Annotated in this window: 14 protein-coding genes; 4 read left to right on the top strand and 10 right to left on the bottom strand. The window is 36.5% G+C overall.

The genetic code is table 11. The features are described 5' to 3' along the window. Positions 1-136: 136 nt before the first annotated feature. On the bottom strand, positions 137-601 hold the full coding sequence (locus F9279_RS22145) for a hypothetical protein (RefSeq protein ID WP_109768765.1): 465 nt from the start codon (positions 599-601) through the stop codon (positions 137-139). 280 nt (positions 602-881) lie between these two features. Further along, positions 882-1,457: a recombinase family protein gene (locus F9279_RS22140; protein WP_026677826.1), complete on the bottom strand. Its 576-nt coding sequence runs from the start codon at positions 1,455-1,457 to the stop codon at positions 882-884. 318 nt (positions 1,458-1,775) lie between these two features. Between F9279_RS22140 and F9279_RS25830 the strand changes: the two genes are divergently transcribed. Both F9279_RS25830 and F9279_RS25825 read left to right on the top strand, forming a co-directional pair. Further along, a complete protein-coding gene (locus F9279_RS25830; RefSeq protein ID WP_201781405.1) occupies positions 1,776-2,600 on the top strand; it encodes a hypothetical protein in 825 nt (274 codons plus the stop codon). Then, positions 2,600-3,538 (top strand): multicopper oxidase family protein, encoded by a 939-nt coding sequence (locus F9279_RS25825; protein ID WP_051640978.1) that lies wholly within the window; start codon positions 2,600-2,602, stop codon positions 3,536-3,538. Before F9279_RS25830 ends, F9279_RS25825 begins: the two co-directional genes overlap by 1 nt. Positions 3,539-3,765: 227 nt before the next feature. On the opposite strand, the gene F9279_RS22130 is transcribed toward F9279_RS25825, so the two are convergent. Both F9279_RS22130 and F9279_RS22125 read right to left on the bottom strand, forming a co-directional pair. Beyond that, the gene (locus F9279_RS22130; protein WP_031538325.1) at positions 3,766-4,296 is read right to left on the bottom strand and encodes a DUF6944 family repetitive protein; all 531 of its coding nucleotides are present in this window, start codon (positions 4,294-4,296) and stop codon (positions 3,766-3,768) included. 298 nt (positions 4,297-4,594) lie between these two features. Then, entirely contained in the window at positions 4,595-5,200 is a 606-nt protein-coding gene (locus tag F9279_RS22125; RefSeq protein ID WP_031538326.1) for a recombinase family protein, read from the bottom strand. A gap of 173 nt (positions 5,201-5,373) precedes the next feature. Between F9279_RS22125 and F9279_RS22120 the strand changes: the two genes are divergently transcribed. Both F9279_RS22120 and F9279_RS22115 read left to right on the top strand, forming a co-directional pair. After that, positions 5,374-5,688, top strand: coding sequence for a helix-turn-helix domain-containing protein (locus F9279_RS22120; protein ID WP_031538327.1), 315 nt, complete (start codon positions 5,374-5,376; stop codon positions 5,686-5,688). Positions 5,689-5,871: 183 nt separating this feature from the next. Then, complete coding sequence (locus tag F9279_RS22115; RefSeq protein WP_031538328.1) at positions 5,872-6,156, top strand: hypothetical protein; 285 nt, start codon at positions 5,872-5,874, stop codon at positions 6,154-6,156. A 137-nt stretch (positions 6,157-6,293) separates the two neighbouring features. On the opposite strand, the gene F9279_RS22110 is transcribed toward F9279_RS22115, so the two are convergent. The 6 genes from F9279_RS22110 to zwf form a co-directional block, all read right to left on the bottom strand. Beyond that, positions 6,294-9,242 (bottom strand): Tn3 family transposase, encoded by a 2,949-nt coding sequence (locus tag F9279_RS22110; RefSeq protein WP_031538329.1) that lies wholly within the window; start codon positions 9,240-9,242, stop codon positions 6,294-6,296. A 70-nt stretch (positions 9,243-9,312) separates the two neighbouring features. After that, a complete protein-coding gene (locus F9279_RS22105) occupies positions 9,313-9,897 on the bottom strand; it encodes a recombinase family protein (RefSeq protein ID WP_031538330.1) in 585 nt (194 codons plus the stop codon). A 204-nt stretch (positions 9,898-10,101) separates the two neighbouring features. Continuing rightward, positions 10,102-11,439: a glucose-6-phosphate isomerase gene (locus tag F9279_RS22100; protein WP_031538331.1), complete on the bottom strand. Its 1,338-nt coding sequence runs from the start codon at positions 11,437-11,439 to the stop codon at positions 10,102-10,104. 240 nt (positions 11,440-11,679) lie between these two features. Further along, on the bottom strand, positions 11,680-12,171 hold the full coding sequence (locus F9279_RS22095) for a hypothetical protein (protein WP_031538332.1): 492 nt from the start codon (positions 12,169-12,171) through the stop codon (positions 11,680-11,682). A 346-nt stretch (positions 12,172-12,517) separates the two neighbouring features. Further along, on the bottom strand, positions 12,518-13,411 hold the full coding sequence (gnd, locus tag F9279_RS22090) for a phosphogluconate dehydrogenase (NAD(+)-dependent, decarboxylating) (RefSeq protein WP_031538333.1): 894 nt from the start codon (positions 13,409-13,411) through the stop codon (positions 12,518-12,520). Positions 13,412-13,609: 198 nt separating this feature from the next. Next, complete coding sequence (zwf, locus tag F9279_RS22085; RefSeq protein ID WP_031538334.1) at positions 13,610-15,082, bottom strand: glucose-6-phosphate dehydrogenase; 1,473 nt, start codon at positions 15,080-15,082, stop codon at positions 13,610-13,612. Positions 15,083-15,167: the final 85 nt, after the last annotated feature.

Below are 15,167 nucleotides of genomic sequence, written 5' to 3'. Positions count from 1 at the left end.
AATTGTTTAGATACCTTTTCTTATGAGACACCCAAAATAATTTTGTAATTAGTTTATTTTGTCACAGGAATTTAAACGTTGGAAATGGATCGAAAAACAAAAATGGAGGTCCGTTTTACATTTATTCCATTTAAACCTAAAATCTTACATAATTCTGCTGTAGCTGACTAAGTATATTTGATGTTAAAAAGACTCCAACAGGGGGCAAGGTACCACTAATTACGGGATATCCGGTAAGAGCTCTATCGGTTGTAGCAATCCATGTTCCGTATTCGCCTGCTTGTAAAGAAGGAGGTTTCATAATAAATCGTCCATTTAAAATAAAATGTCGAATTCTAATTGTAGCATCATCAATGATAGTTAATGTACCGGAGAACATAGCATAAGGTGAATCAAATCTTATCTGTTTAGTATTCTCATCCCAATATCCACTAATAGGAATAGGTGTACCACGAAAATTAACCGTACCAATTACCCTGTTATCTGTAATAGAGTTAATGTTGAGTACGCCCCAAACGATTGGTTTACCAGCTATAGCAGCATGGATACCCCATACTGATGGGAATGGAATACTAACCATTGTTTGCTGTGCAGTTTGCAATACTAATCTCCCCCTAAATTTAAAGTTTATGTTCTGAAGAATAAAGGATTAGATATCTTATTTACTACCCTATATAAAGGACCAATCCAGTATATGCACCACAAGCTGAATATGTTTACTTTTAACGGTTAGAAGCTCATCCTTTCGTTGAAAAATGCAGCTCATTCAAAAAATAGTTGTTAACTTTTAAGAAATCACTCGTGATGGAATCAAAAATCACGTGACAAAAAGTTATTTATTCAACTATATGGCCTTTTCTGGAATATGGGGTAAGGAAGGACTATTTGTTCTCTTCTGATAGCTTTCTATATAATGAAGCTCTAGACACATTTGTAATTTCGCAAATTTGATTTACAGTCATATTTCCTTCTTTATATAGCTTAACTGCATAATTCATTCCTGCGTGATTTTTATGATATTTCTTTAACCGACCTTTAAACTTTCCTTCTTTCTTAGCCAACTCAATCCCTTCACGTTGTCGCATACGAATAAGATCTCGCTCTAATTGGTTAACACCAGCCATTACTGTAATTAAGAATTGGCTGTATGGATTATCATCTGATAAATCTAGCCATGTATCTTTTAGTGATTTTAAGCTTGCTTTTTTTTTCCGTATGTTATCGATTAATTCAAATAGGTCTTGTGTGCTACGAGTAATTCGAGTTAAGTCTGTAACATAAATGATGTCATCTTCCTGTAGATCCTCTAACATTTTTTGAAGTTGCTCGCGATCCTTTGTTGCTCCAGAAACTTTTTCTTCGTATATAATATCCATTCCAATTTCATTTAGCTGCTCAAATTGCCTTGAAGGATTTTGGCTGGTCGAACTAACACGTATATAACCGATTTTCCGCAAAATATCACCTCGTTTTTGAGACAAGTCTTATGAGACGCTCTTAACTATGATTGTCACTTTAGACGTTATTTTGCACCAATTTTAATCGCTATTTTGCATTATAAGTAATAAAAAAGTTATCTTAAAATGATAGCTGATAAGTTAAAATAAAGTTCTTCAACTTAAAATTAAGTGGTTAAAACAACAGTTATGATATTCCATTAAAGGGCCAGATTGTTGAGGAACGTTTTCAAGTAAATAGATTATTCTAGTATGAATATACGCATGAAATGCTCCTTTCCTGCATATACCGTAGTGATATGAAGAGGAGAGGATGAAATGGTACAACCTTTAGATCCTAAAAGGATTCCTAAATTCGTAAATCAACTCGTTATCCCACCGGTATATATGCCTACTATTCTTAGACAGCCAATATCTGGTGAAGTGATCGGGCATGCGTATAAAATTGAAGCAAGTGAATTCCAGCAGCAAATCTTACCGCCTGGATTCGGTACCACGAAAGTTTTTGGTTACAGTGGTATGATACAGGACCCGTACACGGGAAGAGCGGTTTACTATAAAAGTGCTCCAGGTTCCACATTTGAAGCCATTCGAGGAATTCCTGTACATGTTCAATGGATAAACAACATTACTGGTCCCCATTTTCTTCCGGTTGATCCGACACTCGATTGGGCAAATCCAAATTCCATGTCAGTTCCTCTACCACCATTTCCATCATTTCCACCAGGATTTCCCCTAGCACAGCAACCAGTACCTATTGTCCCTCATTTGCACGGAGGAGAGCATCCATCTTATTTTGACGGTTATCCTGATGCTTGGTTTACTGCAGATGGAAGGACCGGTATGGCTTTCATAACTAATACCTATACATTCCCCAATGTACAACAGCCTACAGCTCTTTGGTATCATGACCATACCATGGGAATGACTCGATTGAATAATTACGCCGGGCTTACAGGGTTCTATTTGCTCCGTGATATGAATGACCCCATTGTCCCGTTTCTTCCTAGTAGAGAAAATGAGATTCCACTCAACATTCAGGACCGATCTTTTAATACTGATGGTTCTCTTTTCTATGATCATATGGGGGCTAACCCAAGTATTCATCCTTATGTGGTACCAGAGTTTTTGGAAACACGATAATGGTGAATGGTAAGGTGTGGCCGAACCTTAATGTCAAACCTCAACAATACCGTTTTCGTGTTCTGAATGGTTCAAATGCTCGTTTTTATCGTTTACAGCTTTCCAATAAACAGAAATTTATCCAGATTGGCACCGATGGAGGTTATTTACCTCAAGCTGTAGAACTTTCCTCACTTTTGATTTCACCGGCAGAACGAGCAGATATCCTTATTGATTTCTCTACTTTAGCTCCTGGTACAACCGTTATTTTAACGAATACTGCTAACGCCCCGTTCCCTGATGGAACACCGGCAGACCCACAAACTGTTGGTCAAATTATGCAATTTACAGTCATAAATGAAACTGTCTTACCGCCAAAGAAATTGCCACCTGTTCTTAACAGCATTCCTCAATTAAAGCCAACAAAAACGAGAACTTTGACTTTATTCGAACTGGAGGGTCCTAATGGTCCCTTGAAAGTTACGTTAGATGGCCAACTGTGGGGTAATCCCGTTTCTGAGCTGCCTCAGGCAGGAACGACAGAAGATTGGCAAGTTGTTAACCTTACCGATGACACCCATCCAATCCATCTTCATCTCGTTCAGTTCCTGCTCGTTAGCCGCCAGAAATTCCATTCTGACGCTTATTTGAAAGACTGGATGCAACTAAATCAAACGACGCCTCCTAGCACCCCACCTTATTTTGTTAAGCCTAAGACACCACCAATAGACGCATATTTACAAGGTCAACCTATTGCACCTCCACTCAATGAGAAAGGGTGGAAGGATACCATACAAATGAATGCGGGAGAAGTGACAACGATAAGAGTTCGGTTTACTTCCCAGGATGGCAGTCCCTTTCCATTCGACCCTAGCCTTGGGCCTGGATATGTATGGCATTGCCATATGCTTGAACACGAGGATAATGAAATGATGAGACCGTTAAAGGTATTGCCTTAAAGATCTAAAAAAATAAACATGGTCAAAATAAATTTTGTTCTTTGGCAAAGTAAGGTGAACTCGAAATATAAGTTATTCCGCTAGCTTACCAAAAGTAATTCCTGTAACTATTTAAGTAATAAATACCCAAAAAGGAGATAGAACTAGATTCGATATCCATATTTTATCTCCTTTATTATCCAAGCTAAATACGCTTTTCCATTACAATGTAAACTATATATTCAAAATTACTTACTTTGGCCTAAAGCTGAAATGATGGAACCGATGGCTTGGATCCAACTTCCGACCACATTCAGTTCTTGCCCCTCCCTGTTCCTTAGTTCGTTGATACCTGAAAGTGCTTGTAATGCATTACCAATTGCTTGTAGAAGGTTTCCATATATGCTGTAAAGCTCTTTTACAGTAGGTTCACGGCCTAGAGCATCAGCAAGAGATACTCCACCACCAACTGCTTGAAGTAAATTTCCTTTTATGTTTAATTCCTTTTTTGTTTTTTCGCTAAAATTTATTAATATCCCTACAATGACCGTTGAATTTCCTATTGCCTGAATTTCGTTGCCTATCTTTTCAAGGGTAAAGTTTTTTTCACTATCTGCTACTAATGAATTTCCGGTTGCTTGTAATACATTTCCCCATAGATTTAAATCTCCAAGCAGAGTATCGGAAATATTTTTGGAAGGTGTAGCTCCGATAGCTGAAAGGGTTGTTCCAATCGCTTGGACCCAAGAACCAAACGTTGCTTTCAGTTCATTATCCATAACTTGAACACCTTCTTTTAATTATTGTAAACATTTATAGGTTGCTTTGTTACAGATGTATCCAAAATTAGATAAATGGCAAAAAAAATAGTTTGTTGTAGGGAGAAAAATTTGGGGGTGTTTATGTATAGAAGTTAAGTTATTCAGCAATCGGGCGCTTTTCATGAGTAAAAAAAGCCTAATTTCTCACTTACAACACCGAGAAATTAGGCTTTTTTTATATTTGAATTTCCTTAATGTTGTAAATCCGCATTTCCTGACGCTACTACTATTAAATAGTTTAAGAACCCGTAGATTTCTATTCTGCGAGCTCCTTTTTAATCCTATAAACAGTTGATCGAGTAATGGCATTTTTTTCTGCGATTTGCTTAATTGGGGTTCCGGATTTCAACATTCTTACGACTTCTTGATAGACTAATCGCTTTTGTGGATTCTTTGCATTAGGTGAATAAAGTAACGGACGCCCTTTGTAAACTCCTTTTTCTTTGGCAATTTTTATACCTTGGGCTTGACGACGTTTACTTTCTGTCCGTTCCATTTCTGCAACCATCGCCAAAATCTGAACAATCAAATCTTTCATAAATCGGTCCAACAAGGGGTTTCCAATAGCTTCAGCTAAGATAGGCATACTCGTCACGATCAAACCTGCATTTTTATTTTTTAAAGTAGTAACCGTTTCAATAATCTCATTGTAGTTCCTTCCTAGTCGATCAATTGCTTCAACCATGAAATAATCTCCTTCACGAACAAAATCAAGAGCTTTTTGGAATTGCTCTCGATTATTTACTGCAGCACCAGATTTCTTCTCTGTAAATATTTTTTCTGCGCCAAAACTTTTCAAGTTTTCAATTTGCCGTTCCAAATTTTGATCTTCAGTAGAAACTCTAGCATAAGCAACTTTCATTTCGTAATTTTCTCCTTTTACAAATCTATTTAATAGACACCCTAATCATACACTTAAAACCTAATCTTAACAATAATGCTTAAGTGGTTGTTTAAGGTTTACCCTAAATAGACATTGAATAAAAAATATGAAACAATGGACAGGAATCCAAAAAAAGGGAGTGACAAAAGACAATGCAAAAAATAAATTCTTTAACTCAATGTACAGAAATACAACTAGAGGAAGCACACAGAAAATATTTAATTATCTATCCATATTTACAAAAGCCAAAATATTTAGAAAAGATTAGCGTTGAGGAAAACATTTCAATTCGCACTTTGCGTTATTGGATTCAGAAATATCAAGAACTAGGTTTAAGAGGACTGGTTCGAATGAAAAGAACTGATAAGAGCAAAGTGAAAGTTGACCTAGCAATCCAAGACCAAGTAAAAAAATATTCTTGTCCAACAAAGGTATTTCAATTACTTCCATTTACCGAAGAACACTAGCTTGGTGTGAAGATAATGATTTACAATCTCTACGAACTACGCAATTAATTGCTAATTGAAATTCCTTTATTTTTCTATTTTATTCAAGGTAAGTAATATTCAAAGGAAATGTATTACTACAGAACCTAAAGCATAGGTTTAATGTAAACCTTTCTAACAATGTCAGATAAAGGGGGCAATTATATGAATAATACCAATTCAAAGTCAGAACAAAGTGATCAATCGCCAATAAGTTCTAGCCTTAGACTTGCCCTAATAACTGCTATTCTTACTACTATTGAAGAAGGCATTGCAACTATAGAAGCGATAACAGTTATAGATGAGGAAATCATTAATTCAGAAAAAGAAAAACAAGATCAAAAAGAATTAGATGAAAAGTTTGAAAAGATGCAGCAGCAAATTGACAAATTAACAACTGAATTAACAAAAGTAACAAAAAAGGAAATGGGAACAAACAGAAAGCAGTAGGTTTTTATCACAAGATAGCAAGGAGTACTAATAATCAAATTATTAAAGGGGTACGACCGAGATACATGTAAAAAAGGGTCATAGTATGGTATTGTTTACCATTTATAACCCTTTCTTGCTCTTTACTTTCTTATATACTATACAGGAATATCTCCCTCGATTGGTTGTGGAATATTTTCTAAATCGATCATATAGTCTCCGAAACGTTTTATATGCCTAGTCAGATAAGGGCTAAGCATGACAATATCTTCTTTTGAAAATACATAGCCTTCTTTAGAAAGTTCCCACAAAATAAGTGTTATATCACATACATTTTGGAATATTACTGCGTTGGCAACTAAATCATTATATTTAATTCGCTTTTCTTGTTCTTCTGGATCATTTTCTGAAATGATCCCATCGCCACCAAAAAATAGCCATTTGGAAAAGCCGTTATATGCTTCGACTTTGTTTGTACTAGCACCAATTTGCTCTCTTAGTTTTATATCAGAAATATATTTAAGCAAAAATACAGTTCTTACAATCCTTCCTAATTCCCTAAAAGCTTGATATAATCGGTTTTTTCTACTATAGTTACTTAGTTTTCTAAGTAGTGTAGAGGGTAATATTTTACCAGCTTTTATAGAAAGAACCACTTGGAGCAGATCTTGCCAGTGTGTTTCAATTAGGTCCCAGTCAACGGTATCACTAAACAACTGATCAATGTGGTGATATTTTGTGTCCTTATCAGCCCTGTAAAATTTTAAATCCTTCCAATTTCGAATACGAGGCATTAAATTAATCCCCAATAAATGTGCAAGTGCAAAAACAGGCGTTGATTGACCTTGCGTATCAGCATGTAACGTATCGGGCTGAATGTCTGATTTATTTTTCAGCAAACCATCAATAATATAAACTGCTTCCCAAACTCCACATGGAATGAAGTGACTAAAGAGTGCAATATAAGTATCTGAAACATGATGATATGCAATCCCCCCATAACCTCCGTATCGAATGTGGTATTCAGAGATTAAGTTTTCTTCGTAGAGATCAAATTTTGTTCCATCTGCAGCAGCCGTTTTTCCATCACCCCATAGTCTAGGCAAACTAAATTGATTGTATTGATTTAAAATATTACGAATAGCTTCGTCTATTTTAGATGCATTAATATGTCGCCGATTTACAAATGAAATCATGTGTGGGGTTACTGCTTTTTTCATGTGCTTAGAAGTCTGTGTTGGTCCTAAATTACATCCGTATCCAAAAGAAGTAATGATATAACGTTCCATTGCATTTTCAAGCTTAGGATCTGAACCAGATAATGGTCCAAAATGCCGTGTCCAATTTGTCCAATGTTCTACATTACAAAGAATATCTAAGACATTTCGTTCAGGTAAACGTTGAGAAATAACTACCTCTAACGCCTTACTTGTCTGAGGTTGTTCTTTTCTCATTATTTTTCTCAACGTTGGTTCTCCATTTTCATTAATGATTACCTGGCCGTTATCAGGGTAGTTTAAATCTACTTTTTGTGCAGTATCTCCTAGCCAGAGCTTTAATTGTTGAACAAAATCCCCTGAATTTGAAGAAAAGCCAAGTTCCTTACAGTATTCATCTACCATAGGTTTACACTCATCCCAAGAAAGGAGCTGTTCACGGTAATCAGCAAAATTCTCTGATCCTTTTACACAAAGGTCTCCCGTTTTTAAATCGCTTGCAAGATAGGAAAAAATACAGATTTCAAGGTGTTTACGATGGATTAAGTTATTTTCTTTAGGTACATAAATCGTTTTTTTCCACTGTTCACTAGCAAATGAAAGATCCAAATCTATTTGTAGATTTTCAATTTTTCGGTTCTCATTATCACGTAAAAATTGTAAAGCTTCTAAAAGTGATTGATCCTGTGTGGTTGAATTAATTTCAATCATACTAATCAATCTAAAAAGAGTTTTCCTGTGGCTTTTATAGAACTTCCATAAAAGAGGAAGGTAGTTATTGCCATTATATGATGAAATTGATTCACAATCTTCTTTTAATGCGTCGATACCACCTCTTCTCCCTAATAACTCCCTTATTTTCTGACCAGTCAAGGTATCGTTCTCATTTATACTTGTGGCATTTAAGACTTCCGCCAAAACAGATATAAGATTTTCAGTTTTTGATCTATGTTTTTCTCGAAGAAGTTCTAGCTCCTCTTTGCCTTTGTTATGTATAGTTCTGACTCTTTTGAGAAACATCTCTACCAAACTATCTATAGCTGAAATTTTTGAGCGATAAATCATACAAAGTAGCAGCATATATCTTTTAGCTAAATTAAAGTCTTTTAATTCTGATGCATCAAGCGCTTTTGCTTCTAAAGCGAAGTGTTTAATTTTTAAATTTGGAATATCCTCTAGTAAGCTATCAATTTCTTCTATAAAATCAGTTAACAGAAGTAACCTATTTTGTATTTCTTTCATATGCGAAAGTGTTGCGCTTTTTGGAATTTCTTTTAATAAGTTATATTCAGAAGTCCGATTATCATTTTTAGTAACTAGTAATTGATCTAATTTTCGCTCAATTTCAGGAGTCAATTTTGAAAATACTGAATTAAATAACTGGTGATTCACTAATGTTCTTATACGACGAGCCAATCGATCTAATGTACTAAAAGCAGGTAATTCACACCTTTCTTTTATTAATATTTCAATGGATACGTTGATAAGATCGGCTGGATTGTCCATTACCTGTGTAGCCTTATAAATTGAAGTAGTTGCAATATGTAAGGCTTCTTTTCCATAAGGACGTACATTGAGGTAATCTCTAATTGCTTTTTGATGTCGGTAAATTGATTTACTATTGTAATTCGGTTCAACACTAGCAGAGAGATTCAAACAGGTCCGAATATGAATCATGATCTCTACAGGAATATCTTTCGGTAGAGGAAAGTAACCAAGTCGTTGGAAAGACTTTAACATAACTAATAGACTTAGAACTGAAACAGGTCCTCTAGCAACTTTATGCGCAAATTGGTTTTCTTCAGGTGTAGGGGAGTAAACATCACGAAGTTCTTTTGAAGTAGGACGTTTTTTAAATCTTGGATAAGCCGTACGTTCTATAGATGCCAAATTACCAACTCCATTCAAATTAAGTTGGGGGTGGTGACAGAGTAGCTGCCCTAGTCCGTCACATAATTCCCTAAAAATATAAGAGATTTTTAATTTGCTTCTCTAGTTTTCTTTTATTAATCGCTCGATATAATGATCCCTGTGAAAGTCCTGTACCTTCTACAATTTCTTTTACCGAGTATTCTTTACTGTCATACATCCTCAAGGCTATTTCAATTTTCCCTTGATCCACTTTAGGCCTTCCTAGTTTTTTTCCTCTTCTTTTACTCGCTTCTAACCCTTCTTTAACTCTTTCTACAATTAAATTTCTTTCTAACTCTGCGATGACACACATCATTTGAAACATGGCTTTTCCTGTTGATGTTCTTGTATCCATGTTCTCCTTAATAGAAACGAACTTTACACCAGTATCCTCGAATTGCTGAATAATAGAAAGAATATCAAGTGTTTTTCTCCCTAAGCGTGAAATACTTTCTACTACAACGGTATCACCTTTCCTTATTACATCTAGCAATGAGTTAAGTCCATCTCTATCCTTTGTAGTCCCAGTAAATTTCTCTTGAACCATTTTTTCACAGCCGTACTCAGAAAGTAATATAATTTGTCGGTCTAAATTTTGGTCAACTGTCGAAACTCGAGCATAACCGATTATCATAAAGAAGCCTCCTGCACAATTTAATAATCTAATTGTACAAGAGACATCATTTTTGTAAAAGTATTTGGTAAAACTTTTGGTAATTATTTTTGGTAACCTATAAAATTAGTAAAATCAAGCATCAGTATTTCTCATAAATATTGTTACAAAAAATATGGTTTTTGGTAACAATCTTTTTATTAATACAAAACCAATCAGATATAATTATTTTGATAAACGCTCCATGAGAGTAGCTTTTTCTGCTTCAAAACCAGGTTTGTCAAGTAAAGCAAACATATTCTTCTTGTATGCTTCGACTCCAGGCTGGTCAAATGGGTTAACTCCTAATAGATGGCCACTAATCCCACATGCCTTCTCAAAAAAGTAAACCATCTCACCGTAAGTGTATTCATTCATTTCATCCAGTTCAATCACGAGATTAGGTACTTCTCCATCTATATGGGCCATAAGGGTACCCTGAAATGCACTTTTGTTGACTTCATCCATCGTCTTACCTGCCAGGAAGTTTAATCCATCAATATTTTCTGGATCCTCCTGAATAGTCACTTCAATTCGAGGTTTCTTAATCTGTAAAACCGTTTCTAAAAGGTTTCGTCGACCTTCTTGTACATATTGCCCCATGGAATGCAAATCCGTTGAAAAATCAACGGAAGCAGGGAATAGCCCCTTTTGATCTTTTCCTTCACTTTCCCCAAACAGCTGCTTCCACCATTCCGATACGTAGTGAAGGGAGGGCTCATAGTTAACAAGCACTTCAATTGCTTTTCCCTTATTGTAGAGTACATTTCGGACCGCAGCATACTGATAGCTCTCATTTGTCAATAAATCAGGATTGTTGTATTTACGGGCTGCTGCTGCTGCCCCTTCCATCATATGATCAATATCAAGTCCTGCTACGGCAATTGGTAAGAGACCAACTGCTGTTAGCACAGAATACCTTCCACCAACATCATCCGGAATAACGAACGTTTCATATCCTTCTTCGTCCGCAAGCTTTTTTAATGCGCCTTTTTTCTGATCTGTAGTAGCAAAAATACGTTTTCTCGCCTCTTCTTTTCCGTATTTTTTCTCCATATAGTCACGGAAAATACGGAAAGCAAGGGCTGGCTCTGTCGTTGTTCCTGATTTAGAAATGACGTTAACAGAGATATCTTTCCCCTCTAATAGTTCAAATAAATGAGATATATAAGTAGAACTGATATTCTGACCGGCAAAATAAACATGTGTCTTATTGTTCATCTGGTTATGAAAGCTATGGGACAGAGATTCTATAGCCGATCTTGCCCCCAGGTACGAACCACCAATACCAATTACAACCATTGCGTCTGAATGTTTCTTGATTCTTTCAGCAGCTTGTTTAATTCTTTCAAATTCACTCTTATCATAGTTTAGTGGCAAATCGACCCAACCAAGATAATCAGAGCCGGGGCCTGTTTTTTCATGTAGCATTTTATGAGCCACTTTTACAAATTCACTTAGATTATCTACTTCACTCTTTTTCATAAATGCTAATGCATTGGAGTAATCAAACGAAATAGTCATACATTACTTCCCCTTTCAATCAAATTTAGCTTAGCTGCTTCAATCGGAGATCCTTCTCCGTAAAAAAGATCTCTCGGCATAGTAAAACGTTTCATGTTAGTGCATTCTCCTTTTCTACAGTATATAAGGGAAGTTTTTAAAAACACATTTAAACTCCCCCTTTTCAATTTTGAAAAATCCTTAGTGGGACCGTGTAATTATCAATAGCGTACATTAAAAGATAGTTAGTATTAAGAAAACTCAATGGTCCCTCTCTACATCGGCACTTAGTATGTCTTCTGTTTTGATTTCAAGTAATATTTCCAAGAATCTTATCGTTCCTAATACTTTTCGAGTGTCTCCCTCATTTTGAACATTCTCCATTTTCTTTTGTTGGATCAGTTCACTTATTACTTGCTTGAAAGCATTGGTTTTTATAAGCCATTCTCCAACCAGTAGCTTAGTTGAGTCTCTCTCGTGTTCGGTTTTGACAGCAAATAAACTTTCGGTATCTGTCTCTCTTAACGTGATTGAATTAAAATCTTCGCTCATTTGAATCCGAAAATAATTCCTTTCACTATCATAGTATTTTCCGTCCCTTAGAAGAAAATACTCTATCCCTAATACTATTTCATAAAAGGGCTCATTATCTGATGGAGAATGGAGTTCTTTTACTTCGATATTCTTCACCATGTCTAAATAGGTTTCTAAACCATATTGTGTGTTAATGATTTTTGCATCCAATACGTTCATGATGTCACACCTCAATATTGTTTTATTTTTTTGGCTCTGTTAAACTTGTCTGTTGGCTCCAGGTGCTCGCTTTCCGCGGGCGAGCCGGGAGCCTCCTCGGCGCTGTGCGGCTGCGGGGTCTCCCTTGTCCTGTTTTTCCCACAGGACGTTGAATCATCATCCGTGAATAGGCACCGCACGAGAAAATGTGAATGCATTTTCGAGGAGTCTCGCTCCTTCCGCTTCAATCAACATAGTTAGCACTATCAACGACTTAAGTAAATCTACCAATTTTTGGGATATACCAAACTAAAAATCCAATGAATTTCCGGCTCATTTTAACGAAAGACATATACAGCAGATGACTTTATGATTTTTCCACAGCATGTCCGCCAAATTCATTACGAAGGGAAGCTACCACTTTACCTGTAAATGTATCATTGTCTAATGAACGGTAACGCATTAGTAAAGACATAGCGATAACAGGGGTAGCTGTTTGAAGATCCAAAGCGGTTTCAACTGTCCATTTCCCTTCCCCAGAAGAATGCATAATGCCCTTAATTTCATCTAATTTTGCATCTTTAGAAAATGCGCGTTCTGTCAATTCCATGAGCCATGAGCGGATGACAGAACCGTTATTCCACACCCGTGCCACTTTTTCATAGTCAAAATCGAAATCGCTTTTTTCCAGGACTTCGAATCCTTCACCAATGGCGGCCATCATTCCGTATTCTATTCCATTGTGGACCATTTTTAAGAAGTGGCCACTACCAGATTTCCCAGCATATAAATACCCATTATCTACAGCTGTATCTCTAAAAATCGGCTCGACAATGCTCCATGCTTCAGGATCTCCACCAATCATATAACAAGCACCATAGCGAGCACCTTCCATCCCCCCAGAAGTACCGGCATCCATAAAGCTCACTCCAACTTTCTTCAACTGTTCGTAACGACGAATGGATTCCTTATAATGCGAATTACCAGCTTCAATGACGATATCTCCTTCACTTAGAAATGGTGTGATTTCACTAATAACTGAATCAACGACGGAGTGTGGGACCATTATCCAAACAACTCGTGGCTTTTCTAATGATTGAACAAGATCTTGTAAACTGGATGCTCCTTCAACTCCATATTTTTTAATTTCTTCAATAGTATTTGTATTTAGATCAAACGCCATTACACGGTGTTTATTGTCAATTAAGTTTTTTCCTAAGTTCATACCCATTTTCCCTAATCCAATTAATCCTACTTTCACTTGAGTTTCCTCCTTTAAATTACAAAAAATAGCGTGTATTATTATGCTACCCATTTGTTGTTCTTCATGGTCTCCTTATGGAACCATAAGGATTCAACAAATACTTTAAGTTCCTTGGGTAAATCGCGTAACAATTATCTGTCAAATCCAACCTCGGTTTGCTCTCTTCATACCAATAGCCTTCCAGGGAGGTGCGGATTAAACTCCCCCCCTGGTTTCCCACCATTTAAAACCATCCTCCTCCAATAATTGCGAAGCAGCTTGTGGCCCCATCGAACCGGCTTGATATAGGTGGAGTGGAAGGGCATTTTCCTCAAACGCCTCTAAAACGGGCTGTACCCATTTCCAAGATAATTCAACTTCGTCCCAATGAGCAAAGAAGGTAGAGTCCCCACGCAGAGCATCGAATATTAAGAGTTCATAAGCTTCTGGTATGTCTTTTGTACTTGCTGAGAAGTCAACAATTATCGGCTCCAAATTTCCATTTGTTAAATTTTTGCTATTTAATTGCATCGACACACCCTCATTTGGACTTACTTTGATAACTAATAGATTGGGTTCTGCAAATTGATTCTCGTTAGTATACACATTTTTCGTTGGATTCTTGAATTCAATCACAATCCGCGTCGACTTTTCCTTCATTCTTTTTCCTGTCCGGATATAAAATGGCACCCCATCCCAGAATGAACTATCAATCCATAAACGAGCAGCCACAAATGTATCGTTTGTGGAAGAAGCATTCACTCCAGGTTCTTCTAAATATCCGACTACAGGTTTACCCTTTATTTCCCCCGGTCCATATTGACCACGAACAACGTGGATACCTACAGTATCTTTCTGTACAGGCCGAAGAGAGTCCATAACTTTTCTTTTCACTGTACGGATATCGTTCGTGCTCATCTGTTTTGGCTGATGCATGGCCGTCATCATCAACAGCTGCATCATATGATTTTGGACCATATCACGAATAGCCCCTGCTTTTTCATAATAACTAGCTCTCTCTTCTACACCAACCGTTTCACTAGCCGTTATTTGCACATTGGCAATATACCGATTGTTCCATAGTGATTGCAGCACAGGGTTGGCAAATTCTAAAGCTTCAAGGTTTTGAACCATCGGTTTTCCAAGATAATGGTCAATCCTGAAAATTTCGTCTTCTTCAAAAGCTTTGCTTAGTTTTTCATTTAAATCTTGAGCAGATTTTAAATCACGCCCAAATGGTTTTTCGATCATTAATCGTTTCCATCCTTTTGTCGAGCCTAATCCACTCTCCTTGATGTTCAAAGCAATTACATCAAAGAATTCAGGAGCAACAGAAAGATAAAACATTCGATTCTCTTCAATACTCTGGTCTTTTTCATTTTGTTGAACGACTTCAACTAACTTCTTATACCCTTCAGCATTCGTGAAATCTAACTGGCAATAACGAAATGCCTTTACAAACTCTTGTTTTTCGGATTTATCATTTATCAAGTGTCTAGAAAAAGTGTATAGCGAGTCTGTTACATGGTTTTGAAAATCAACATCAGACATTTCGTCTATTCCTACACCAATGATCAAAAAAGAATCTGGTAATTTTTGATTCAAATATAAATTAAACAAGGCAGGGTAGATTTTTCGCTTAGCTAAATCCCCAGTTGCCCCAAATAAGACAAACGTCATAGAATCCACTTTTCATTCCTCCACTTTTTCAAAGCATTTTCAAATAGAAAAATGTCTGATTTTCTTCGTTTTCCCTACAAAACAACAAGGATTT

Origin of the sequence: Bacillus sp. B1-b2 (genome assembly GCF_009183415.1) — a bacterium.
Classification (GTDB): domain Bacteria; phylum Bacillota; class Bacilli; order Bacillales; family Cytobacillaceae; genus Niallia.
Note: the sequence above shows the minus strand (reverse complement) of the source record. Positions and strands in the feature narration are given on the sequence as shown.

Coding starts and splice junctions, on each gene's coding strand:
- F9279_RS22095 (WP_031538332.1), bottom strand. CDS start 12,171: ATGAACGTATTGGATGCAAAAATCATTAACACACAATATGGTTTAGAA.
- F9279_RS25825 (WP_051640978.1), top strand. CDS start 2,600: ATGGTGAATGGTAAGGTGTGGCCGAACCTTAATGTCAAACCTCAACAA.
- F9279_RS25830 (WP_201781405.1), top strand. CDS start 1,776: ATGGTACAACCTTTAGATCCTAAAAGGATTCCTAAATTCGTAAATCAA.
- F9279_RS22105 (WP_031538330.1), bottom strand. CDS start 9,897: ATGATAATCGGTTATGCTCGAGTTTCGACAGTTGACCAAAATTTAGAC.
- F9279_RS22125 (WP_031538326.1), bottom strand. CDS start 5,200: ATGAAAGTTGCTTATGCTAGAGTTTCTACTGAAGATCAAAATTTGGAA.
- F9279_RS22130 (WP_031538325.1), bottom strand. CDS start 4,296: ATGGATAATGAACTGAAAGCAACGTTTGGTTCTTGGGTCCAAGCGATT.
- F9279_RS22120 (WP_031538327.1), top strand. CDS start 5,374: ATGCAAAAAATAAATTCTTTAACTCAATGTACAGAAATACAACTAGAG.
- F9279_RS22115 (WP_031538328.1), top strand. CDS start 5,872: ATGAATAATACCAATTCAAAGTCAGAACAAAGTGATCAATCGCCAATA.
- F9279_RS22100 (WP_031538331.1), bottom strand. CDS start 11,439: ATGACTATTTCGTTTGATTACTCCAATGCATTAGCATTTATGAAAAAG.